Source organism: Streptomyces sp. NPDC002156 (assembly GCF_053593675.1).
Genome location: NZ_JBSFDA010000019.1, coordinates 24,751 through 45,899, shown reverse-complemented (window position 1 = coordinate 45,899; position 21,149 = coordinate 24,751). Strand labels below are relative to the sequence as shown.

The following is a 21,149-nucleotide window of genomic DNA, read 5'->3' as shown; positions in this document are numbered from 1 at the left end:
CCGTACGGGGCCCTCGGCGCCGGGCGTCGAACAAGTCCACCGTCATCCGCCATGTATCCGTGGCCTCATTGCCCTGGTCGGGTCCGGGGAACGCATCCGGGTAGAGGTACAGGGCGGTGAGTACGGGCGCGCTGTTATACAGGTCGGCGGTTCCATCAGGCCCTGGTTTTTCGGCGCGGTTTGGTTGGGAACGGGCGAGTGCGGCGCCTTCGAGGCCGAATCCGCCGTAGGTGTCGCTCGCCGTGCGCGCCCCAAGGCTGATCCAAATTTCCTGGCCACTTGTCGCTCGTGTAGTTGCCGGGGAGCCGCTGTGGTGGTCTTGGTGAGGGTGGACTAAGTTGGAATGTCAGTGTGGCTGTCATTGTGGGGAGTGGCGTGGACGATGTTGAGCGGAATTTCAATGCCGAGATCGGACGGCGGGTGCGCGTAGCGAGGGCGCAGGCCAAGCTGACGCAAGAGTTGCTGGCCCGGAAGGCGGGGCTGACGAGAGGTTCCATCACGAACATCGAGTCCGGCGCGCAGGCCCCTCCGCCCTATCGGCTGGTGCGCCTTGCCTCAGCACTTGGGGTGAAGCCGGCCGACCTCCTGCCCGGGCTGCAGGAACCCGGCCATGAAGGCGAGCTGCCGGACTATCTCGCCGACACGGTGGCTTCCTGGACGTCGGTGGTTGAACGGAGGGCGCGCAATGGCCAGGTCTGACGCGGCGGCCAAGGCGCTGTTGGCGCAGTTCGAGATCGACGAGGCGCCCATCGATCCGCGGCTGATCGCGAAAAAGCTCGGAGTGCTGGTCGTACCGCAGGACATGCCGGACGACGTCTCCGGCATGCTGATGCGCCGGGGAGACGAGCAGGTCATCGGAGTGAACCAGAAGCACCACGAGAACCGGCAGCGTTTCACGGTGGCCCATGAACTCGGGCATCTGAAGCTGCACCGAGGCCGCCCGCTGATCCTGGACACCGACACCCGTGTCAACTTCCGCGACACGGTGTCGAGCATGGCTACGGACCGTGAGGAGATGGAGGCCAACCGGTTCGCGGCTGCCCTGCTGGCGCCCGAGGCCATGGTGCGCCGCGCGGCACGGGAGGCTGAATTCCGCACGGCCAAGCAATTGGTTCACCTCATGGCCAGGTACTTCGACCTGAGCGAGATGGCCATGAACTACCGGCTGATCAATCTCGGCATCATCGCGGACCCCACACCGACACCGTAGGGTTCCGCAGTCCCCTCGAGAGGCCGCCCACCGCCCGGGCGGCCTCTCTTGTGCAGATGTATGACAGGTTAACTGTCATTCAAAAAATGTTGCCTCACCGGGTCGTCCCGTGCTGAACTTCAGGGAGTGCACAGAGGCCACCGAGGCCCCTGAGACAGGAGGTGGGCCATGCCCGGGAAGTCGAGCAAGGCCAGCGGGTTGGGCGGCAAGCGCGGTCGCAGTGCGATCACGGGCCGCTTCGTCAAGCAGGCGACGGTGCGCAGGCACCCGTCGACGACGGTGAACGAGCGCGCGTCGCGCGGCTCGAAGAAGAGCAGGTAGGCGGGCTTCCGGGCCCGCCTTTCACGTATCCCGGCCCGCTGTGGCGGGCCGGGGAAGGGAGACGGTTGTCATGACGACGACGGACACGCGGCACGCAGACGCCGCACACAAGACGGTGACGGTCATCGTCGACGAAGAGCTTGTCTCGGGCGTGCCTCGGCACACGACCCCGAACGCGATCCTGCAGCTGGCCGGGATCGACCCGACCACGCACTACCTGGTCCGGGTCAAGGGCCGGCACCGGGAGTCGTTCAAGGACCAAGGCGACCAGGAGATCACCGTGCACGAACGCGAGACGTTCGTATCGGTGTTCACCGGCCCCACACCGACCTCGTGACCACGACCCTGCCGGAAGCCGGGCCCGCGGGCATGCTCGCGGGCCTGGCCGCGGCCGGCTACACCGTCGAGCAGCGCGGCGAGTTCGCCCTCTTCGACTACATCATCGAGGTCGGCCCCAGGGCCGGGGAAACCGTCAAGATCGGTCTGGCGCTCGTGCAGGACTGGCCGTTGTCCCCTCCGCCCGGCCCCCACATCAGCCCGCGCCTCGGCCACCCCCACGGAGCCGTACACGCCTCCTGGCTCGACCGAGCCGGAGAGGAATGGGAGTACTGGAGCCGTCCGGCCGCCAACTGGTCGGCCGACCGCACCGTCCGGGGCTACCTGCGGCACCTGCGCACCCTTTTCTCCCAACTGGAGCCCCCGGCATGATCACCCGTTTCTCGGTCGCGATGACGACCGGCGTCGCGCAGCACCTCACCGGACATCTGCGGCGCGCGGACGGCCAGGAGGACTGCACCTTCGTCCTGTGGCGGCCGAGTACCGGCTCCCGCCGCACGACCGCTCTGATCGTCGACCTCGTCCCACCCGAGGAAGACGAGCGGATCGTGCACGGCACCGTCGACTTCACCAGCGAGTACTTCCTGCGGGCCGCAGGCATCGCCGCCGAGCGCGGCTGCGGACTGGGGTTCATCCATGCCCATCCCCGCAGCCGCCGCTGGCAGCGCCTGAACGACGTCGACTACGCGGCCGAGGCATCCTTCGCCGCCCAGACCATCACCCTCACCGGTCTGCCGCTGATCGGCATGACCTTCGCCGGCGCGGACGCACGATACGGCGCCCGCGTCTGGCAGCGGCACGCACCACGCACCTATGTCCCGACGGAGGCGGAGAACGTACGGGTCGTCGGCGACCGTTTCACGGTCACCTTCAACGACACCCTGATTCCCCCGCCCGAGGCCACGGACCGGCAGGTGCGCACCATCTCCGCCTGGGGACAGGACGCCCAGAACGACCTGGCGCGGCTTCACGTCGGCGTCGTCGGCACCGGATCGGTCGGCATGCTCATCGTCGAGGTCCTGGCCCGCACCGGTCTCCAACACCTGAGCTTCTTCGACTTCGACACCGTCGAGGCCCTCAACCTCGACCGGCTCCTCCACGCCACCGACCGTGACGTACGACTGCACCGGGCCAAAGTGGACATCGCCGCACGCGCAGCCCGGCGATCAGCAACCGGCGCGAACATCCGTGTCGCGACGCACGAGTTGAGCGTCGTGGAGCCGGACGGCTTCGCCGCCGCCGCAGACTGCGACCTGCTCTTCTCCTGCGTCGACAGACCCTGGCCCCGCGCCGCCCTCAACCTCCTCGCCTACGCCCACCTCATCCCCGTTGTGGACGGCGGCATCGCGGTCGATGCCCACCGAGGGCGCCTGAATGGCGCCGAATGGCGCGCCCATGTCGCTGCCCCCGGCCGCGCGTGCATGGAATGCCTGGGCCAGTACGACCCGGCCCACGTTCCCGCCGAACGCGACGGGCTGCTCGACGACCCCGCCTACATCAGGGGCCTCCCAGCCGACCATCCGCTGCGCCGGAAAGAGAACGTCTTCGTCTTCTCCGCGAACGCTGCCACCGCGCAGCTCAACCAGTTCCTCACCATGGTCACAGCGCCGAGAGGCATCGCCGACACCGGTGCTCACCTGTACCACCTGAGCACCGGAACCGTGGACCAGCGCTTGGAAGGATGCGAGGCGAGTTGCCCCTACGACGGCGTGCTGATGTCGCTCGGCGACGATGTCCCCGTCACCGTCACGGGACGGCACTCGGCTGCTGAAAGGGCCCGCGACGCTCGTGCCCTTGCGGTACGCCGATGGCCGCTACGAGCCCAGCGTGCCGCCGATCACCTCTTGGCGCGTCTCCTGGATCGCTGAGCCCGAAGTGCAGCGAACTTCGGGACCGACCCGGGGTGTTCAGGCTCGATGATCGTGCCTACGGCGGTGACCAGTGTGCCGCTGGTGAAGTCAGGACGGGCTCGATGCCTGGTGGACGAGCTCAGGGAAGGCCTCTTCCTAGACCGCACGAATGTGTCTGCGGTCGGCATGGACGGCAACGGCAGCTGTGGCCCGGTCACCGCCAGTGAAGGCGTAACTGTCTCGCCGGATGCATCCCGCGACCCGTCCAGCAAATCCCCGATGCAGCTCCAAGCGGCCAGCTTCAGGCCCCGGGCAAAGTGCTGCCACCGTTGCGACGTGCGCGAAAAGACGAAAGTGGGCCGGATATTTGCCATGGGCGACTCGCCTCAAACGGTTGGAGTCCCCGCTTTGCGGGAGCGGTTGTGCACGCTGGGGGAAACACGGAATGGAGATCATGAACGTTCGAAGCCCCTTGCGTAGGCTTGCACTGGTGCCCGAACCGTATTCCGGTGAATCGCTGCTGAGCTGGGTGGACGCGCTCGCGCGACTCAACCAGGTGTCACGGCCCATGGCACTGCGGATGACGGGCATGGGCAATGGCTCTGCGGCGTCGGACACTTTCGGCTATCGCGTCAGCGACGCCGTCGTCCGATCGGTTCGGCTCACCACCGGGCTGACGGAGGAGCAGGTGTGGGGCATAACGCTAGCTCGCTATGCAGGAGGGGCACTGGATCCATTGCCGCAACGAGACGCGGAAGGACAGGACGCCCTGGCCAGCTGGAGATATTGGCAGCGGATGGTGCTCCGCCAGCGTTCCAACGCCTGCCCGGTATGCCTGAGGGAGAACGGCGCCCGATGGCTCCTGAAATGGCGGCTGGCTTGGTCCTTCGCATGCGTCGAGCACCGGCGTTACCTGATCTCGGAATGCCGCGTTTGTGACGCCGGACTTCATCCCCCGCGGCCTGGGACTCCGCAGTCCTGGATCTGTCCCGGCCCCGCGCCGGGCTGGGGACGTTACAAGCCGAGTAGGCCGTGCGGCCGTGACATCCGCCGAATGCATGCCAAGCCGGTTCATGATCTCCGGCTTCTCGACTGCCAGCAGCGGATCGACCGCCTTCTGGAGGGTTCCCAAGACCTGCCGCAGGAACAAGTTCAGGAGATTTTCGAAGCGTTGTACCGCTCGATGCAGGATGTGTGGGGCGCGGAGAGTCCGGCGCGCCTTCCTCACACCGACAAGGTGGTCCACCAGGCATGGGACAGCGATCACGCACCCGACGGCTTCCGCTGGCAGCCTCGGCCATTGATCGTGGCCGCCGCCATGAAAATCGCAACCGAGGCCGGGCTCGGCTCGGCGGACAGCGCGGGGAGCGCGAGGTAGCAGAGCAGGTGAAGGCACGGCCGAACTGGGGCCATCCACGGCCGCTACGCCTTGTACCCCATGGCGAATTCCAACTGCCCGCGAACCGCTTCGGCGGGCACTGTCACCACAATGGCTGCAAGACATGGGTTCCGGCAGGGCACGGTGCGAGGGTGAACGGCGCATTGGCGGAGTCACTTACTGTCCACGGCATGCGGATCAGCTCACCATCCGGACACGTCCTCGGGAACGCTCCGGACCGATCACGACCACCGACCCACGGCTCCGATTCCTCGACGCCCGGCTCCGCGATCAAGAGCAGCGCTTCCGAGAGGGAAACGATGAACCGCGAGAGCTGGGGATCGAGGCCCAGCGGCTGATCCTGGACGCCTGTGTGGAAACCGATCCACGAACCAAAGAGGGGAAGGCACTGAGGTACGCCGTACGGTGCCTGCTGCTGTCCTACGCCAGCCACCCGGACTTTCGACCGGCGTGGCTGCCACGACAGGGTGAGAATCCCGCGAACCCCATTGGAGAGAGCGCGGCCAGGAGGACGAGCGGAGACATGACGGACCGTGGTTGACCAGGAGCGAGTCCGGCGGCTCGGTGTCGTCCCGACTCCCTTCGCCGGGGAGTCGTTCCTCAGCTGGGTCGATACGCTTGCGGTGACCTTGAGGCTGTCGCGTGCGGCGACTCTGCAGGAACTGGGACTGCCGGGTTCGGCGACATTTAGCACACCGCAAATTCATCTGAGTCCTGAAGAGCTGGGAGGAGTGTGCCGACGGACTGGGTTGCGTCCGGCGCAGGTGGAGCGGATGCTGTTCGCTTTCTACGCTCGCACGGCACTACCCCAGTTCACCTCCGACATAGAGCGGAGATGGAATGTGCGCAATCCGTGGCTGCGGCGTGACCACTCGGCGGCATGTCCGCTGTGCCTCCAGGCATCGGGCGGCCGGTGGTTGCTCAGCTGGCGGTTGAAGTGGACCTTTTTGTGTGCGGATCACCTGGTGTACTTGGCGGACCGCTGCCCGCGCTGCCATCTGAGGCTCTACTGGCGTCATGAGGCGACCGGTACCGGTCAACGCGAGCACTGCACTCGGCCGTTGGGGCGCCACGGCCGCGGCAGGAGCCGAGTGGGGGCCAAAGTGTGCGGGTTCTGGGTGCCGGAGATCCCGGCAATCCCTGTAGAGGACGAGGAGGCTGTTCACGTCCAACGACGTGTCTCCGCACTACTCACACCCGCAGACGCCTCACACAATGACACGTCGCGCGGCCTGCTGCGAGACATGTCTGGGATCGTCCAGGACGCTGCGAGGCGGAGGACGATAGGCGGCAGGCTCGACAGGATGGAGAACAGCGTCGTGCGCGCCGTGTACGAGATCGAAGGGCAGTTTTACGATCTCCCGCCGGCGGGGACGCTGGAACGCGGGGCGCCTGCCACGCTCTCCGCCTTCGTAGGCATCGCCGCTCGCACCGTGCTGCCGGACGACCCGACGTCCGTGCCTTTGGTCGACGGAACAGCAACCTAGGACGATTCGTATTGGACTTCAGTGAGTCACGGCCGTGAGGCGAAGGACTCGGCGATGGGAGGTGGCACGGAGCCGTAACTGCCCGACTTGGCGTCATCGACGTGCGTGGGGCACAGAACCAACGGTCCTCTCTTTGTATGTACTACGACGCCCTGTCCGGGCGGTACCCAGGCCAGACAGGCGGTGGCGCGGCACAATCCGCCGAAGCGGTTGACCGGCAACACGTCGGTGGTCCGAGGGAAGCCGTCGGTCGACCACGAGGCCATGCTCACCTGAGCGTAGACCTCTTGAGAGGCTGCGAGGCCACCCACCGTGGCGATCTTGATGAGGGCCGCGGTGAGCAGAGGATCGTCCAGATACCACGACACATCGCTGTGGCCCTGCCACCGCTGATGGAGCACGGCATCGGTGTCCGGCAGTGACGGGGCGCAGCCGTTGTAGTGGCTGACGTCGTCCAGCGCCAAGTGCAGTGTCCGCAGGATGTCTGTACTGCCCGGACGGTGGGGATGATCAACAACATCGTCGAGACGGCGCTGGCATTCAAGGAGATGCGCGTCGGACAGTCGGGGAGGGCGCATGCGCCAGATGGAGCGCTGGCAGACGTATACCGGACGGTGCCAGTCGGTCTGACCACACACCTCAGAGGTTGCCGGACCACGAAGCACCTCGTGCAGACCCTGGCCGCAACCGTGGCAGGCGCTGAGCAGGAAAACGCGGTGGCGTACACAGGCGAAGGACCAGATCAGACGCCAGCGCAGCAGCCAGCGACCACCGTTCTCCCGCAGACAGGCCGGGCACGCGCGTGAACGGATAGGCTGCGCGAGCTGCAGGCGGTGCAGCCAGATGGCGATACCCCGTCGGTGCGTGGGAGAAGGCGGCGACGGCAGAACACCATCGGCATAGTGCATAAGGGTTATCCGATGCAACTGCCCGGCGGAGAGCCCAGTGGTGACCTGCACGCGGGCCATCACCTCCGTCGGCAGATAGGCGACGAAGTACGCACCGGGCCGGTACGCGGAGCCACGGACGAAGGACGAGAGATGCAGGGCCTGTAGACGGCTGATCCGGTTGAGCCCGGCGAGCGCGTCGACCCAGCTGAGCAGGGACTCACCGGGGTACGGCTCCGGCACCAGCGCGAGACGACGCAACGACGTGGGCACGCGCAGAGCATGCCAGTGCGCCTGTGTAAGGAGCCACCAGGCTCTCTGGTCTCCTTAGGCATTTCCCTCTGCTGCGGACGGCTTCTTGTTCAGCTTGCTCCTGCTCTTCGCGGACTGGCGTGACTGCAGTTCGACGACCTTGGCGTAGGCACGTTCGTGGGCGTACGACAGGACGATGGAGTCCATGATCTCGCGCGTGACGGCCTCAGTTCCCTGCGCGATGGCGCGTACGGCACTGCGGCGGAGGAGGGCGTGGAGGCCGGCGATGCTGCCGTTGGTGCGAGCGTGAAGATAGCGCCAGTGCCGACGGGTCAGGCTGTTCTTTTCGTGCCGGTACAAGCACAGCGCGTTCTCCAGGGAGTGGACGACGCCGACCCACCACAGGATTTCGGTTTTGCTGTCCAGGGTGAAGGGCGCGAGTTCCTGGCGGCTGAACCGGCCGGCTGTCTGGGTCCTGGGGCCGCTACTCGGCGGAGACTTGACGCGGGTGTTCGATTTCACGGGTCCGCTAGGACCTCCCTCGCTGAGCAGAGGGCTCTCCTCCAGGTCGACGCCGGTGCCGATGATCGTGCAGGGGGTGTGGTTGGCGAGGAACTTGATGTGGTCATTGGAGGCCCGCCCCTCCTTGTGGGAGCAGTCCAGGAAATGCAGGTCGTCGAAGATGAGCAACTGTGTACCGCACGCCGTGATCGCGGTCAGGACACGATCGTCGACAGTGTCCTTGGTGCCGCTGGTCGAGACGCTCAGGTAGCGGGCGATCGCGAGGGAGATCTGCTTGGGGGTGACCTGGTCCGTGAGGGAGATGTATACGACAGGGACATAGACCCCCAACCGTGGCGCAAACCGTTCGGGGAAGTCCCTGCGAAGACCTTGTTCGAACTTCCGGCCGATCATCTTGACCAGAGTGGACTTGCCGACCGTGGGCGGACCGTCGATGAGTAGTCCGAGCCGGGCGCCGGGCGGAGCCATCTCGTTGGCAGCGAGCAGTTCCGTGATCTCTGATTCGAAGTGTCGAACGGCAGGGGTCCAGGCCAGGACCAAGGCGCTGTGATATTGGTTGCGGCTGTGGTCCAGGCGACGACGTTCAGGATCCTCTTTGTCCATCGCCAAGTAGATGTCGTACGGGGGGAGGTGGGGTGGTGGTGGTGGCTCGTAGAAGACGTAGTCGAACCAGTCCTCATGAGTGCGCGGTTCAGCCAGGCCAGGGTGCAGGCTCTCGGACTCCTCCGGTCGCGGGGCCATCATGGTGCGTCGTCCTTCTCTGGACGACCGCCCCACACTTCGTACGACGGCAGGGCATCGAAGTCGATCGTGACCTCTTCCTCGTCGTCCGCAGGCAGTGGCGGCACCGCCCGCAGATGGGAATCCTTGACCGGGACATCGGCGGCGGAATCGACCAGTTCGGTGCGGGCTTTGTCCCGCGCCGCCGCCCTGGCTCGCTCGGCGTCCCGGGCCCGGGCCCTGCGGGAGCGGGCGGTGGACGCCTCGGCGGCGTCCGTGCGGTTCTGCAGGTCCAACAACGCGTCCAGGACGGCTTCCTGGTCCTGTGGCTCGCGGCCTCGTTCACGCAGTTCCTGCTTGACCTGACGCAGGGTGATGTCCGTGAACGGCTCGAGCCCGGTCAACGCGTGGGTCCAGCGCAGCGTGTGCCAGTCGCCCGTGTAGGGGTCATGGAGGTAGACCTGTGTCATGTCCCGTGGGTCATAGCGGACGGGCCAGGCGCCCATGGCGTGCGCGTAGGGGGACTTGGACTCGTTGTAGGTGCCCGTGATGGGCGCGCTGTAGTACAGGAGGTCCTTCTGGATACGGCGATTGTGAATGCCGCACCAGTGGATCGGCAGCAGCTCCAGGAACAGGTTGGGATCGCGCGGGGCGGCGATGAAGCCGCAGCGGTGCACCGCGAGCCGGTAGGCGTCGTTCGGCGACAGGCTGATCTCCGGGAACCCCGGCAGCACCAGCCCTGTGTGTCGGCGGCGCTGGTAGATCGAGACGACGTACTCCGCGAAGAACTCCTCCAGTTCCTCGATCGTCCACCGGGCGGTCGCGTCCACATCCTGGCCGCGGTGCACCACGTGGTTGCCCTTGTATCCGGCGATGTGCTCGGAGAACTGGCTTCTGATCGTCTTGAACGCGGCCTCGACCTGAGGCTTGTCGGTGGGCCGGTACTTACGGGTGTCCTGGATGGTGATCCCGTAGCGGCGGCACACGTTCTTCACCGCCTGAGAGGCGAACGCCTTGCCGTGGTCGATCACGATCCTCTCAGGAAACACCACCGGGCGGGCCGCGGCGGCCGCGAACCGCTCGTCCTGCGTGAGCTTCGGCTCGCACGGCAGACGCAGTATTCGGTGCCGCAGGCCCTCGGGCCAGCCTGGACGCATCGGCTCCGGCATCATCGCGTCTGCGATCACCAGCCCCGCATCCACGCCCTTCGTCCCCTTGGGCACCAGACGCCATCCCAGCAGACTGCGGGTGCACACATCGATCGCGATGGTCAGATCCACCGAAATGACGAGGTCTTCGACCGGGTCATAGGCACGTACGTCCAGCCAGCTGGTGTCGATCATCACCAGTTCACCGGGACGGCCAGCGGTGATCGGACGGTAGTAGCCACCCGGTCGGTTCGCCACCGACTGCCGCGTCGTGGCCAGCCCTGTGGTGTAGCGGCCGGGCAGGAGAGCGGCGACGTACCGGTTGAACGTCTTGGGCGCCGGCATCTTCACCGTGCCCGGCCCGTAGCCATCGGCCAGGCGGCGCTCCACTCGGCGGCGCAGCCGGTTCAGACTGCCGGTCGAGTCTTCCGCCTCGGTCACGTGGTACTGGGCGACGATCGCATCGATCAACCGTTGGTCCGCCCCAGCCAAGGGATCCGACGGCCGATGGCTGCGCCGGTCCACCAGGCCCCATGGGCCCTCGTCCCGCCATTTCCGCAGGCGCCGCCAAATCTGCTGCTCGCTGTACCCCAGCTCCCGCGCCTTGCTCTGCACCCGCCGGGCCAGCGACACATCAGGGGCATACTCCGGCCTGGGTTCTCCGGGCGCCGCCTCCTCAGGATCTCCACTGCGGAAACCGGTCGTCATTTCCAGGAGGTGCTCCTGGGCGCGCTGCAATTCCTTCAACTGATCGTCACTCAGCTTGTCGAACAGGGCGGCGGCATCCATCCACAGCTTGGTTGTCGGGGTGTCGTGCTCAGCGGGGTCCTCACCTGACCGATCTGAGTCGCCTTCGTAGGGACGGAAGGTCGGATCTGCGACAAGGTGTCCCACGGCGATCACGGTCCACGAGCCGCCCTCCGAACACAGTCGCACACCGTCGTCGGTCACCCCCGTCACCGTGTGCACCTCGTCGTCCAGCCACAATCTGGATCCACGCTGCAGCCGCATCGAGCCGTCAGACGTCATGGCTGTGCCTCCATTGCGGTCTTCACCAGCGTTGTCTCCCGCAACGGGCGATCCAGATCGGTGACGATCCGCTGATGCCACATCAGGTGATACAGCACTCCGCGTGCCAGATCCGGGTACTCCATGAACCGCATGAGCTCCCCGATCTCCACTGGTTCACGGGCCAGTTCGAGCAGACGTGGTACCAGGTCCGCACCAAGATGCAGTGGGCGCCGGGCACTGGACAGCAGGTCGACGTTCACCCAGCGCTGCTCGCTCGGCTCCGAAACCATCGAGTAGTCCCAGTCCAGCCGCTCGCACGCATGCCGGGTGCGCTCCTCCTGCAGCAGCACCTCCCGATCGTCACGCTGCTCGGGGTTCTTCACGTCCAGTAGCAGCACGCTGCCGTCACGGCGGCGTACGAAGACGTCCGGTGTGTGCTGCCAGACCCCGCGGGCGTCGATCGCGTCGAACTCCAAGGGCTGCGTCACGAATGCGGTCACTTGCGGGTCGAAGTCCAGCAGGGTCAGCCACTTCGACTCCAGCACGCTTTCGTAGTCGGCGAAGTCACCCCATTTCGCCACCCAGTACTGGCCCGGCATGTGCCCTTGGTCCCGGTGGCTCGGGATGGCCCGCACCATCCTGCCGTCCTCGAACGGCACGTCAGCAGCCTCCTCCAGCCGTACCAGATGCTGGTGCCCTTCGGAATCGACGTATCGCACCCGCACCATGTCGATGTCTCGACCGGATGGCTCCGGTGCTTTCGCATCACCGTTCACCGAGAGCACCTCCTCTCTGCGGACTCCTGACCGAACGTCCTATCGGCACCTGCACCGCCACTGCCTCCGCGAAAACCTCAGGCACCGGGAGTCGCGCCAACGGCCGGGCTGTCAAGCAGCCTTCTTCAACCGCTGTCCGCACCAACGGTGCCAACCGCCGAGTCAACTTCCCCATGTCGGCGGCGGCCAGAAGAGGGGTCACCACCGTGAGAAACGCAGCTGCGGCTCCGGCCGAAGCGGGACCCCATCCGAACTGGTTCCGATGCACATCGCGTTCGACGCGTTCATCCAGGAGGGCGCGACTGCACCAGCCAGGCACGTTTGGCAGACGCTTTAGGATCTGGGGCAGTCCGAGCCGCAACAAGATCACACATGCTCGGAACGCCGCGAACCACTCTCCTGCCGTCACGTTCACGCCGCCCAGCGCGGGGCGGGAACGGCTGTACGCGGTGTCCAGCCATCGCCGCTGCGCGTGGACTGTCCGCTTGTCTGCCTGGCTCACACGAACCGCAGGCAGCCATTGGGGACACGGTTTCCCTCGAATGGAATTCGCACAGCAGGTCGGAGGCCTGACCCATCGCGCCGGCACGATCCGAGGCCGGTCCCCGCCCCATCGCAGTACCCAATCGCACCCTGGACACCGATCCAGCAGCGTCACCTGATGCTCGGGGCACACCGCCGCACACGACAGCTTCCACCACAGGCGCCACACCCCACCCGACACCAGCAGGCAGCACGGACAGGCCCGGCTGCCGTACACCTCCACCCACTCTCGGGCCGCCGGCGGCCAGTGTGCCTTGCCCGCGGAGAGCACTGCCGCCACGCTCAGCGGCCCACCCTCGAAAACCGACAGGTGCATCCTGTCCACCATGGCGCCAGGGACACCCGTCGCCGCGTACACGGTTTGCCGGACCGCCTCGTCGCATTGCACTCCGAGCGCAGGGGGCCGGGCGTTCGCATACACCCCCCGGAGGCGGAGCCCCATCAAGTCGGCGACTTCGGCCGGCGGACATCGGTTCACGCGGGCCATTCGATCCACCCACGATGCGAACGCCTCATCCGCCTGCGGAGCTGTGACCAGCGCCAATCTCCTTGGCAGCATGTGTCCACCTCCTGAGAGTGATCTGCGTCACTAACATTATGACGTATTCACTCTCATTTGCACTCTCATGTTTAGGTATTCACTCTCATTTTGAGGTGCCGCGCTCAGCCGCGAGTCGAGCCTGGGCGCCCTTGGCGGGAATAGGAACATGTGACATTGTACTGACGTGAGTAAGCGACTGACCTGCGATGTTGTGGTCATCGGCGCCGGAATGGTGGGTGCCGCATGTGCCCTTTACCTCGCCCGGGCGGGCCTAGCGACCCTCGTCCTCGACCGGGGAGCGGTGGCCGGTGGCACCACCGGCGCCGGTGAGGGCAACCTGCTCGTCTCCGACAAGGAACCGGGGCCCGAGCTGGACCTCGCGCTGCTCTCCGCCCGCCTCTGGCACGACCTCGCCGCCGAACCAGGCTTGGGCGGTGCCGTCGAGTTCGAGGCGAAGGGTGGGATCGTCGTCGCCTCCGACGCGGAAGGCATGGCCGCGCTGGCCGGGTTCGCCGCCGGGCAACGGGCGGCGGGTATCGAGGCCGAGACGGTCGACGTCGGTCAACTCGCCGACCTGGAACCGCACTTGGCCCCCGACCTCGCGGGCGGTGTGCTGTACCCGCAGGACTGCCAGGTGATGCCCTCCCTCGCCGCCGCCCAGGTCGTCCGGGCGGCCCGGCGGGCCGGAGCCGAGCTGCGCACCGGCACGGCCGTCACCGACATCCTGTGCGCACCGGACGGCTCCGTACGCGGCGTCCGGACTGCGGAGCACGGCGACATCCACACCCCGGCCGTCGTCAACGCGGCCGGCACCTGGGGCGGCGAGGTCGCCGCGCTGGCCGGGGTGCACCTGCCCGTGCTGCCCCGGCGCGGCTTCGTCCTGGTCACCGAACCGCTGCCGCCCGGCACCGTACGGCACAAGGTGTACGCCGCCGACTATGTCGCCGACGTGGCCAGCGGCGACGCCGGGCTCCAGTCCTCGGCGGTCGTCGAGAGCACGGCGGCGGGGCCGGTGCTGATCGGGGCCAGCCGTGAACGGGTCGGCTTCGACCGGACGTTCTCGCTCCCGGTCGTGCGTCGACTCGCCGCCCAGGCCACGGCGCTCTTCCCGGTGCTCGGGAGTGTGCACGCGATGCGCGCTTACCTCGGGTTCCGGCCGTACATGCCGGACCATCTGCCGGCCATCGGCGCCGATCCACGGGCGCCGGGGCTCTATCACGCGTGCGGTCACGAGGGGGCGGGGATCGGGCTGGCGGTCGGTACGGGGCAGCTGATCGCGCAGTCGTTGGCGGGCAAGCGGCCCGATCTGGACCTCGCGCCGTTCCGTCCGGACCGCTTCGAGGAGGGCAATCAGTGAGACAGAGGACTCCGCAGGAGCTGGCCAGGGCCCACCCCGGGTCGCCCTTCACCGTCACTGTCGACGGACACGAGACCGCTGCGCTGCCCGGTCAGACTGTCGCCGCCGTGCTCTGGTCGGTGGGGATCACCTCCTGGCGGAGCACCCGGGGGAGTGGTGCGCCGCGCGGGATCTTCTGCGGTATCGGGGTCTGCTTCGACTGCCTCGTCACCGTCAACGACCGGCCCAACCAGCGGGCTTGCCTGGTGCCGGCCGTATCCGGCGACGCGATCAGTACCCAGGAGGGCACGGGTCATGACGAACTCGGCGGCTGAGCGGCGCGCCCCGACAGGGGCGCGGGGAACTGCGCGACCAGCCCCCACCGGCCCGCAGCAAAGGAACCGCACAACCCACGGAGCACTTGTGGTCATCGGCGCCGGTCCCGCAGGCCTCGCTGCCGCGCTGACCGCCGCCGACCTGGGTGTACGGGTCGTGCTGCTCGACTCGGGCTCGCAGGCCGGTGGGCAGTTCTACCGGCAGCCCGCCGCAGCGCTCAACGCACGCCGGCCGCAGGCACTGCACCACACCTGGGGCACCTGGGAGAAGCTGCGGGATCGGCTGGCGGTGCATGTCGCGGCCGGTCGGCTCACCCACCTGGCGGATCGTCATGTTTGGTTCGTGGAAAGGGAGTTCGGGGGAAGCAGCCGCTTCGGCGTGCATGCTCTTCTCGGTCCCGCACAGACCCAGTCGGAGACCGTCACCGCCGACGCCGTCCTCCTCGCCACCGGTGGGTACGAGAAGGTGCTGCCCTTCCCCGGCTGGACCCTCCCCGGTGTGGTCACCGCCGGTGGCGCCCAGGCGATGCTCAAGGGCGGGCTCGTCCTGCCGGGCCGTACGGCGGTCGTCGCCGGGACCGGGCCGCTGCTGATGCCGGTCGCGGCCGGGCTCGCCGCAGCGGGCGCCGAAGTCGCCGCGTACGTCGAGTCCACGCACCCCGCCGACTTCGTACGGCACACCGCGACACTCGCCGCCAACCCGGCGAAGATCGCCGAGGCCGTTCAGTACGCGGCCCAACTCCTGCGCCACAAGGTCCCGGTGACGGTACGTCACACCGTCGTCGCAGCCCATGGCGCCGACCGCGTCGAGGCGGTCACCGTCGCTGCCCTGGACACCGGCGGCCGGGTGCGGCCCGGCACCGAGCGGCGGATCGCCTGCGACACCCTGGCCGTCGGCCACGGCATGCTCGCGCACACCGACCTCGCCGAGACCCTCGGGTGCGCGATCGACGCCACCGGTGACCCCTTCGTCGTCACCGACGCCGAGCAGCGCACCGACGTCGACGGTGTCTGGGCGGCGGGCGAGGCCACCGGCATCGGGGGAGCGGTGCTGGCGCTCGCCGAGGGGGAGATCGCCGGGTGCTCGATCGCCGCGCGGCTGGGGGGAGTTGAGCCTCGTCCTGCCGACTGGGCGGCTGCCGCCCGGACCCGTACGCGGCTGCGGAAGTTCTTCGCTGCCGTTGATGCCGCGTACGCGCCGCCTGCGCACTGGGTGGAGCAGGTCACCGATGACACCGTCGTCTGTCGTTGCGAGGAGGTGACGGCCTCCGAAGTGCGGGAGGCCGTCGAGGAGTTGGGGGCGACGGATTTGCGTACCGTCAAGCTGCTCACTCGCGCGGGTATGGGGTGGTGTCAGGGGCGGGTCTGTGCGACCGGGGTTGCCGGGGTCGCGGGGTGTCCCGTGGGGCTGGCCAAGCGGCCGTTTGCTCGGCCTGTGCCGTTGGGTGTGTTGGCGAAGGAGCCTGAGTGCTCATGACTGTGTTTTGTCTGCGGACCCGTTGTGGCTGGTCGCGCAGTTCCCCGCGCCCCTGAAGGGGCGCGCTTCTCCTCTGTATCTCGAAAACTGGAGGTTCTTATGGGCACCACCGCTCCCGTCCCCGTCTGGCGCGGCGTTCTCGTCGCCACCGCGCTGCCGCTCAACGACGATCTGAGCGTCAACTACGAGGCGTACGCAGATCATTGCCGTTGGCTCGTCGAGAACGGGTGTGACGGTGTCGTACCCAACGGGTCGCTCGGTGAGTACCAGGTGCTCACCGCCGAGGAGCGGACGAAAGTCGTCGAGACCGCCGTTGCCGCGATCGGCGGGGACCGGGTCATGCCGGGCGTCGCCGCCTACGGCTCCGCCGAGTCCGTCCGCTGGGCCGCGCAGGCCAAGGACGCCGGCTGCGCCGCCGTCATGCTGCTGCCGCCCAACGCCTACCGGGCGGACGAGCGTTCGGTGCTCGCGCACTACGCGGCCGTCGCCGAGGTCGGGATCGACATCGTGGCGTACAACAACCCCATCGACACCAAGGTCGACCTCACCCCCGAGCTGCTGGCCAAGTTGCACGCGGCCGGGCTCATCAAGGGCGTGAAGGAGTTCTCCGGGGACACCCGGCGCATCTACCAGATCCAGGAACTCGCCCCGGAACTGGATGTGTTGATCGGTGCCGACGACGTCCTGCTGGAGCTGGCGACCGCCGGAGCGGTCGGCTGGGTCGCCGGGTATCCCAACGCCCTGCCCCGCGCCACGGTCGCGCTGTACCGCGCCGCCGTCGCGGGCGACCTGGCCACCGCCCTGCCGCTCTACCAGCAGCTGCACGCACTCCACCGCTGGGACTCCAAGGTCGAGTTCGTGCAGGCGATCAAGCTGTCGATGGACATCGTCGGCAGGCACGGCGGTCCCGTCCGGCCGCCGCGCATGCCGTTGCTGCCGGAGCAGGAGAAGGCGGTCCGCGAGGCCACCGAGAAGGCCGTCGCCCTCGGCCTCGCCTGAACCGACGGCCCGCTGAACAGAGTTGGCCCGACCTTGAGAGGATCGCCCCCATGCGCAGCAAGCTCGTCCTGCACGCCGTCGACTCGCACACCGAGGGCATGCCGACCCGGGTCGTCACCGGCGGGATCGGCACCATCCCCGGCGACACGATGAACGAACGCCGGCTGTGGTTCCGCGAACACCGGGACGACGTACGGAACTTCCTGATGAACGAGCCGCGTGGGCACGCCGCCATGAGCGGGGCGATCCTCCAGCCGCCGACCCGGCCCGACTGCGACTACGGCGTCGTCTACATCGAGGTCTCCGGCTATCTGCCGATGTGCGGCCACGGCACGATCGGTGTCGCGACCGTGCTCGTCGAGACGGGCATGGTCCCGGTCGTCGAACCGGTCACCACCATCCGCCTCGACACCCCGGCCGGGCTCGTCGTCGCCGAAGTCGCTGTGGAGGGCGGTGCGGCCAAGGCAGTCACCATCCGTAACGTGCCTTCTTTCGCGGTGGAGTTGGAGCGGAAGGCGACGCTCGCCGACGGTTGCACCGTCACGTACGACCTCGCCTTCGGCGGGAACTTCTACGCCATCCTGCCCCTCGACGAGTTCGGCCTGCCCTTCGAGCGCGACCGCAAGGACGACATCCTCGCCGCCGGACTCGCCCTGATGGACGCGATCAACGCCGACAGTCCCCCCGTACATCCGGAGAACCCGACCATCAACGGTGTCCACCATGTGTACTTGGCGGCTCCCGGCTCGGACGCGACCCGGTCCCGGCACGCGATGGCGATCCACCCCGGCTGGTTCGACCGCTCGCCCTGCGGCACCGGCACCTCCGCGCGCATGGCCCAGCTGCACGCGCGCGGTGAACTCCCGTTGCACCAGGACTTCTTGAACGAGTCCTTCATCGGTACGTCGTTCACCGGGCGGCTCGTCGAGAGCACCGAAGTCGCCGGGCGGCCCGCCGTGGTGCCCACGATCACCGGGCGGGCCTGGGTCACGGGCACCGCCCAGTACCTGCTGGACCCGGACGACCCGTTCCCGGCCGGCTTCGTACTCTGACACCGCCACGAATCAGCGAACGAACGATCAGCCAACCGACAACCAGCGAGTTCCGAGATCCATCCAGGAGACACCCATGGCCGCTCAGCGCACCGGCCCCGCCCTGCCCAGCCTCGGTGGGCCGCGGCCCAGCTATCGGGCGAGCGTCGCCGACGCGCTGCGGGCCGCGCTCGTCGCCGGTGAACTGCGGCCCGGCGAGGTCTACTCCGCGCCCTCGCTCGCCGCCCGCTTCGGCGTCTCGGCCACCCCGGTGCGCGAGGCCATGCTCGACCTGGTGAAGGAGGGCATGGTCGATCCCGTACCCAACAAGGGGTTCCGGGTCACCACGGTCTCCGAGCGGCAGCTCGACGAGTACACCCACATCCGGTCGCTGATCGAGATCCCGACCACCGTGGGCCTCGCCGCGACCGCCGACCCGGCCGCTCTGGAAGCGCTGCGCAAGGACGCGGCGGACAGCGTGGCCGCGGCGGAGAGCGGCGACCTCATCGCCTATGTCGACAGCGACCGCCGCTTCCACCTCGGTCTGCTCGCCCTGGCCGGCAACGAGCATCTGGTCGAGGTCGTCGGTGACCTGCGCAAACGATCCCGGCTGTACGGGCTGACCGCGCTGGCCGAGCGGGGCCTGCTGACGTCCAGCGCCGAGGAGCACCTGGAGATCCTCGACGCGCTCCTCGCCCGGGACGCGGCAGGCGTACGGACCGCGATGACCCGGCATCTGGGCCATGTCCGGGGCGACTGGGCCCACTGAATCTCCCCGGGCCCGTTGCGCGAATGGCGTACGCGAACTCACCGTGCGCGTTCGGACGTGTTCGGTTGTTGCCCTCCGGGCGGCGGGAGGACACTGAATCCATGGCCTCCGAGCACGCGGACGACGAACATCAGGACGGACCCGACCTGGTGGAACAGGCGTTCCGGCAGGCGTCGTACTCGATGTCCGTGTTCGACATCGAGCAGCGGTACCGGCGGCTCAACGACGTGGCCTGCCAGGTGATGGGCGTCGAGGAGGACGCGCTGCTCGGCCGGGTCTTCCCGCACGGGGTCCCGGAGGACGTGGACTGGAAGGGCACGCTGCAGGCCCTGAAGGACGTGGCCGCGACGGGCAAGCCCGCGCACTACGAGAGCTTCACCCGGGCCCCCTCCGGCATCCGCGAGCACGCCTGGAACCTGGAGCTGTGGCCCGTCCGGGACGCCTCCGGCGAGGTGTGCGCGGTCGGGATGGCCGGGTTCGACAGCAGCGAGCAGCACTGGGCACGGCAGCGGCTCGCGGTGCTCGACGAGGCGGCCGTCTCCATCGGCACCAGCCTGGACCTCGACCGCACCGCCCAGGAACTCGCCGACCTGGTCGTTCCCCGGTTCGCCGACTTCGCCAGCGTCGACCTGCTGGAGGCGGTGATGCGCGGCGACGAGCCCGCCGAGGCCGGGCCGGACGGCGAGGTCGTGCTGCGCCGCCTCGCCCATGCCTCCGGCACGGAGTGGGTGCCCGGCGCGGTGATGGGGCTGGGCGCCACGGACACGTACCCGCCGTACTCCCCGCCCGCGCGGGCGCTGCGCACCGGGCAGACGGTGCTCAGCCGCAGCGGCGCCCCCGACTTCGACCACTGGATGGCGAGCGCGCCCGAACGGGCCGAGAGCCTGCGCGGAACCGTCGTCACCTCGCTGGTCGCGGTGCCGCTCATCGCGCGCGGTACGACACTCGGGGTCGCCGTCCTGCTGCGCACCCGGGCCGACGTCTTCAACGAGGACGACTTCGTCCTGGCGAAGGAACTGGCGAGCCGCGCCGCCCTGTGCGTCGACAACGCCCGCCGCTACACCCGCGAGCGCACCACCGCCCTCGCCCTCCAGGAGAGCCTGCTGCCGCGCGGCCCCTCCCGGCAGTCGGCGGTGGACGTCGCCTCCCGCTATCTGCCGACCGACTCCCGCGCGGGCGTCGGCGGTGACTGGTTCGACGTCATCCCGCTGTCGGGCGCCCGCGTCGGCCTGGTCGTCGGCGACGTGGTCGGCCACGGCATCCAGGCCTCGGCGACCATGGGCAGACTGCGTACGGCGGTCCAGACCCTGGCCGACGTCGACCTGCCGCCCGACGAACTCCTGGCCCACCTCGACGACCTGGTCCTGCGCCTCGCCGCCGACGACGACAGTGACGCGAGCGACGCGCGGATCGGCGTCGGAGCCACCGGGGCGACCTGTCTGTACGCCGTCTACGACCCGGTCTCCCGCGAGCTGACCGTCGCCAGCGCCGGCCACCCGCCACCCGTGCTGGTCCTGCCGGACGGCGACACCCGGGTCGTGGACGTCGCCGTCGGGCCGGTGCTGGGCGTCGGCGGCCTGCCCTTCGAGACCACCGAGAGCCTCCTGCCGGAGGGCACCCTCGTCGCCCTGTTCACGGACGGGCTGGTGGAGGCCACCGAGCGTGACGCCGACCTCGGGATCGCCCTCCTGGCCCGGACCCTGGCCGACGGCGACGACACCCGCCCGCTTGAGGACCGCTGCGACCAGGTCCTGTCCGCCCTGCTGCCGACCCACCCGAGCGACGACGTGGCCCTGGTGCTGGCCCGCACCCGCGCCCTGGACGCCGACCACGTCCGTGTCTGGGACCTGCCCGCCGACTTCGAGGTGGTCGCCGAGGCCCGCAGACGCGCCGTCGCACAGCTGACGGAATGGGGGCTCGACGAGGCCGCGTTCGTCACCGAACTGGTCGTCAGCGAACTGGTCACCAACGCGATCCGCTACGGCGCCGACCCGATCCAGCTTCGGCTGATCCACGACCGCACGCTCATCTGCGAGGTCTCCGACGGCAGCTCCACCTCACCGCATCTGCGCCGGGCCAGGATCTCCGACGAGGGCGGCCGGGGCCTCCTCCTCGTCGCCCAGCTCACCACCAGCTGGGGCACCCGGCACACCAGGAACGGCAAGACGATCTGGGCGGAACAGGCCCTGACCTGACCGT

Annotated in this window: 21 protein-coding genes and 1 pseudogene; 17 read left to right on the top strand and 5 right to left on the bottom strand. The window is 68.3% G+C overall.

Features of this window, described 5'->3' with window-relative positions; all coding sequences use genetic code 11:
- Positions 1–375 precede the first annotated feature (375 nt).
- From ACWCRB_RS11385 to ACWCRB_RS11340, 10 genes and pseudogenes are all read left to right on the top strand, one after another.
- Positions 376–699, top strand: a complete 324-nt coding sequence (locus ACWCRB_RS11385; protein WP_450995828.1) for a helix-turn-helix domain-containing protein — start codon at positions 376–378, stop codon at positions 697–699.
- On the top strand, positions 686–1,210 hold the full coding sequence (locus ACWCRB_RS11380) for an ImmA/IrrE family metallo-endopeptidase (protein ID WP_450995827.1): 525 nt from the start codon (positions 686–688) through the stop codon (positions 1,208–1,210). The genes ACWCRB_RS11385 and ACWCRB_RS11380 overlap by 14 nt, the downstream gene beginning before the upstream one ends.
- A 168-nt stretch (positions 1,211–1,378) precedes the next feature.
- Positions 1,379–1,531: a hypothetical protein gene (locus tag ACWCRB_RS11375; RefSeq protein ID WP_450995826.1), complete on the top strand. Its 153-nt coding sequence runs from the start codon at positions 1,379–1,381 to the stop codon at positions 1,529–1,531.
- Positions 1,532–1,601: 70 nt separating this feature from the next.
- A complete protein-coding gene (locus tag ACWCRB_RS11370; RefSeq protein WP_450995825.1) occupies positions 1,602–1,868 on the top strand; it encodes a hypothetical protein in 267 nt (88 codons plus the stop codon).
- The gene (locus ACWCRB_RS11365; RefSeq protein WP_450995824.1) at positions 1,865–2,239 is read left to right on the top strand and encodes a hypothetical protein; all 375 of its coding nucleotides are present in this window, start codon (positions 1,865–1,867) and stop codon (positions 2,237–2,239) included. Before ACWCRB_RS11370 ends, ACWCRB_RS11365 begins: the two co-directional genes overlap by 4 nt.
- Entirely contained in the window at positions 2,236–3,735 is a 1,500-nt protein-coding gene (locus tag ACWCRB_RS11360; RefSeq protein ID WP_450995823.1) for a ThiF family adenylyltransferase, read from the top strand. The genes ACWCRB_RS11365 and ACWCRB_RS11360 overlap by 4 nt, the downstream gene beginning before the upstream one ends.
- A gap of 427 nt (positions 3,736–4,162) precedes the next feature.
- A complete protein-coding gene (locus ACWCRB_RS11355) occupies positions 4,163–5,095 on the top strand; it encodes a TniQ family protein (RefSeq protein ID WP_450995822.1) in 933 nt (310 codons plus the stop codon).
- Between the two features lie 124 nt (positions 5,096–5,219).
- A complete protein-coding gene (locus ACWCRB_RS11350; protein WP_450995821.1) occupies positions 5,220–5,657 on the top strand; it encodes a DUF6221 family protein in 438 nt (145 codons plus the stop codon).
- Positions 5,650–6,078 (top strand): annotated as a pseudogene (locus tag ACWCRB_RS11345) (TniQ family protein); the annotation flags it as partial. The gene ACWCRB_RS11350 and the pseudogene ACWCRB_RS11345, both read left to right, overlap by 8 nt.
- A 342-nt stretch (positions 6,079–6,420) precedes the next feature.
- Positions 6,421–6,603: a hypothetical protein gene (locus ACWCRB_RS11340; RefSeq protein WP_450995856.1), complete on the top strand. Its 183-nt coding sequence runs from the start codon at positions 6,421–6,423 to the stop codon at positions 6,601–6,603.
- A gap of 26 nt (positions 6,604–6,629) precedes the next feature.
- Here ACWCRB_RS11340 and ACWCRB_RS11335 read toward each other — a convergent pair whose 3' ends face one another.
- Genes ACWCRB_RS11335 through ACWCRB_RS11315 form a run of 5 tightly spaced genes read right to left on the bottom strand, consistent with a single transcriptional unit; the run spans position 6,630 to position 13,021 of the window.
- Complete coding sequence (locus ACWCRB_RS11335) at positions 6,630–7,763, bottom strand: TniQ family protein (protein WP_450995820.1); 1,134 nt, start codon at positions 7,761–7,763, stop codon at positions 6,630–6,632.
- Positions 7,764–7,817: 54 nt separating this feature from the next.
- Positions 7,818–9,008 (bottom strand): TniB family NTP-binding protein, encoded by a 1,191-nt coding sequence (locus ACWCRB_RS11330; RefSeq protein ID WP_450995819.1) that lies wholly within the window; start codon positions 9,006–9,008, stop codon positions 7,818–7,820.
- Positions 9,005–11,161, bottom strand: a complete 2,157-nt coding sequence (locus tag ACWCRB_RS11325; RefSeq protein WP_450995818.1) for a transposase — start codon at positions 11,159–11,161, stop codon at positions 9,005–9,007. The genes ACWCRB_RS11330 and ACWCRB_RS11325 overlap by 4 nt, the downstream gene beginning before the upstream one ends.
- Positions 11,158–11,919: a TnsA-like heteromeric transposase endonuclease subunit gene (locus tag ACWCRB_RS11320; protein ID WP_450995817.1), complete on the bottom strand. Its 762-nt coding sequence runs from the start codon at positions 11,917–11,919 to the stop codon at positions 11,158–11,160. Before ACWCRB_RS11320 ends, ACWCRB_RS11325 begins: the two co-directional genes overlap by 4 nt.
- Complete coding sequence (locus ACWCRB_RS11315; RefSeq protein ID WP_450995816.1) at positions 11,909–13,021, bottom strand: TniQ family protein; 1,113 nt, start codon at positions 13,019–13,021, stop codon at positions 11,909–11,911. Before ACWCRB_RS11315 ends, ACWCRB_RS11320 begins: the two co-directional genes overlap by 11 nt.
- Before the next feature lie 166 nt (positions 13,022–13,187).
- Here ACWCRB_RS11315 and ACWCRB_RS11310 point away from each other — a divergent pair, with 166 nt between their 5' ends.
- The 7 genes from ACWCRB_RS11310 to ACWCRB_RS11280 all read left to right on the top strand — a co-directional run bounded on the left by ACWCRB_RS11310 (position 13,188) and on the right by ACWCRB_RS11280 (position 21,145).
- Positions 13,188–14,360 carry an NAD(P)/FAD-dependent oxidoreductase gene (locus ACWCRB_RS11310; RefSeq protein ID WP_450995815.1) on the top strand — a complete coding sequence of 391 codons (1,173 nt, stop codon included), beginning with the start codon at positions 13,188–13,190 and terminating at the stop codon, positions 14,358–14,360.
- Complete coding sequence (locus ACWCRB_RS11305; RefSeq protein WP_450995814.1) at positions 14,357–14,674, top strand: (2Fe-2S)-binding protein; 318 nt, start codon at positions 14,357–14,359, stop codon at positions 14,672–14,674. The genes ACWCRB_RS11310 and ACWCRB_RS11305 overlap by 4 nt, the downstream gene beginning before the upstream one ends.
- An 88-nt stretch (positions 14,675–14,762) precedes the next feature.
- Positions 14,763–16,151, top strand: a complete 1,389-nt coding sequence (locus tag ACWCRB_RS11300; RefSeq protein WP_450995813.1) for an FAD-dependent oxidoreductase — start codon at positions 14,763–14,765, stop codon at positions 16,149–16,151.
- Positions 16,152–16,250: 99 nt separating this feature from the next.
- Entirely contained in the window at positions 16,251–17,150 is a 900-nt protein-coding gene (locus tag ACWCRB_RS11295; RefSeq protein ID WP_450995812.1) for a dihydrodipicolinate synthase family protein, read from the top strand.
- Between the two features lie 50 nt (positions 17,151–17,200).
- A complete protein-coding gene (locus ACWCRB_RS11290) occupies positions 17,201–18,202 on the top strand; it encodes a proline racemase family protein (RefSeq protein ID WP_450995811.1) in 1,002 nt (333 codons plus the stop codon).
- A 76-nt stretch (positions 18,203–18,278) separates the two neighbouring features.
- Positions 18,279–18,950, top strand: a complete 672-nt coding sequence (locus ACWCRB_RS11285; RefSeq protein WP_235474292.1) for a GntR family transcriptional regulator — start codon at positions 18,279–18,281, stop codon at positions 18,948–18,950.
- A 101-nt stretch (positions 18,951–19,051) separates the two neighbouring features.
- Positions 19,052–21,145 (top strand): SpoIIE family protein phosphatase, encoded by a 2,094-nt coding sequence (locus ACWCRB_RS11280; protein WP_450995810.1) that lies wholly within the window; start codon positions 19,052–19,054, stop codon positions 21,143–21,145.
- Positions 21,146–21,149: the final 4 nt, after the last annotated feature.

Excerpts from the sequence above, each read along its gene's own strand:
- ACWCRB_RS11280 (WP_450995810.1), top strand. The coding sequence starts at position 19,052 with ATGGCCTCCGAGCACGCGGACGACGAACATCAGGACGGACCCGACCTG.
- ACWCRB_RS11375 (WP_450995826.1), top strand. The coding sequence starts at position 1,379 with ATGCCCGGGAAGTCGAGCAAGGCCAGCGGGTTGGGCGGCAAGCGCGGT.
- ACWCRB_RS11380 (WP_450995827.1), top strand. The coding sequence starts at position 686 with ATGGCCAGGTCTGACGCGGCGGCCAAGGCGCTGTTGGCGCAGTTCGAG.
- ACWCRB_RS11340 (WP_450995856.1), top strand. The coding sequence starts at position 6,421 with ATGGAGAACAGCGTCGTGCGCGCCGTGTACGAGATCGAAGGGCAGTTT.
- ACWCRB_RS11315 (WP_450995816.1), bottom strand. The coding sequence starts at position 13,021 with ATGCTGCCAAGGAGATTGGCGCTGGTCACAGCTCCGCAGGCGGATGAG.
- ACWCRB_RS11355 (WP_450995822.1), top strand. The coding sequence starts at position 4,163 with ATGGAGATCATGAACGTTCGAAGCCCCTTGCGTAGGCTTGCACTGGTG.
- ACWCRB_RS11295 (WP_450995812.1), top strand. The coding sequence starts at position 16,251 with ATGGGCACCACCGCTCCCGTCCCCGTCTGGCGCGGCGTTCTCGTCGCC.
- ACWCRB_RS11325 (WP_450995818.1), bottom strand. The coding sequence starts at position 11,161 with ATGACGTCTGACGGCTCGATGCGGCTGCAGCGTGGATCCAGATTGTGG.
- ACWCRB_RS11285 (WP_235474292.1), top strand. The coding sequence starts at position 18,279 with ATGGCCGCTCAGCGCACCGGCCCCGCCCTGCCCAGCCTCGGTGGGCCG.
- ACWCRB_RS11360 (WP_450995823.1), top strand. The coding sequence starts at position 2,236 with ATGATCACCCGTTTCTCGGTCGCGATGACGACCGGCGTCGCGCAGCAC.
- ACWCRB_RS11330 (WP_450995819.1), bottom strand. The coding sequence starts at position 9,008 with ATGATGGCCCCGCGACCGGAGGAGTCCGAGAGCCTGCACCCTGGCCTG.
- ACWCRB_RS11350 (WP_450995821.1), top strand. The coding sequence starts at position 5,220 with ATGGGTTCCGGCAGGGCACGGTGCGAGGGTGAACGGCGCATTGGCGGA.
- ACWCRB_RS11290 (WP_450995811.1), top strand. The coding sequence starts at position 17,201 with ATGCGCAGCAAGCTCGTCCTGCACGCCGTCGACTCGCACACCGAGGGC.
- ACWCRB_RS11370 (WP_450995825.1), top strand. The coding sequence starts at position 1,602 with ATGACGACGACGGACACGCGGCACGCAGACGCCGCACACAAGACGGTG.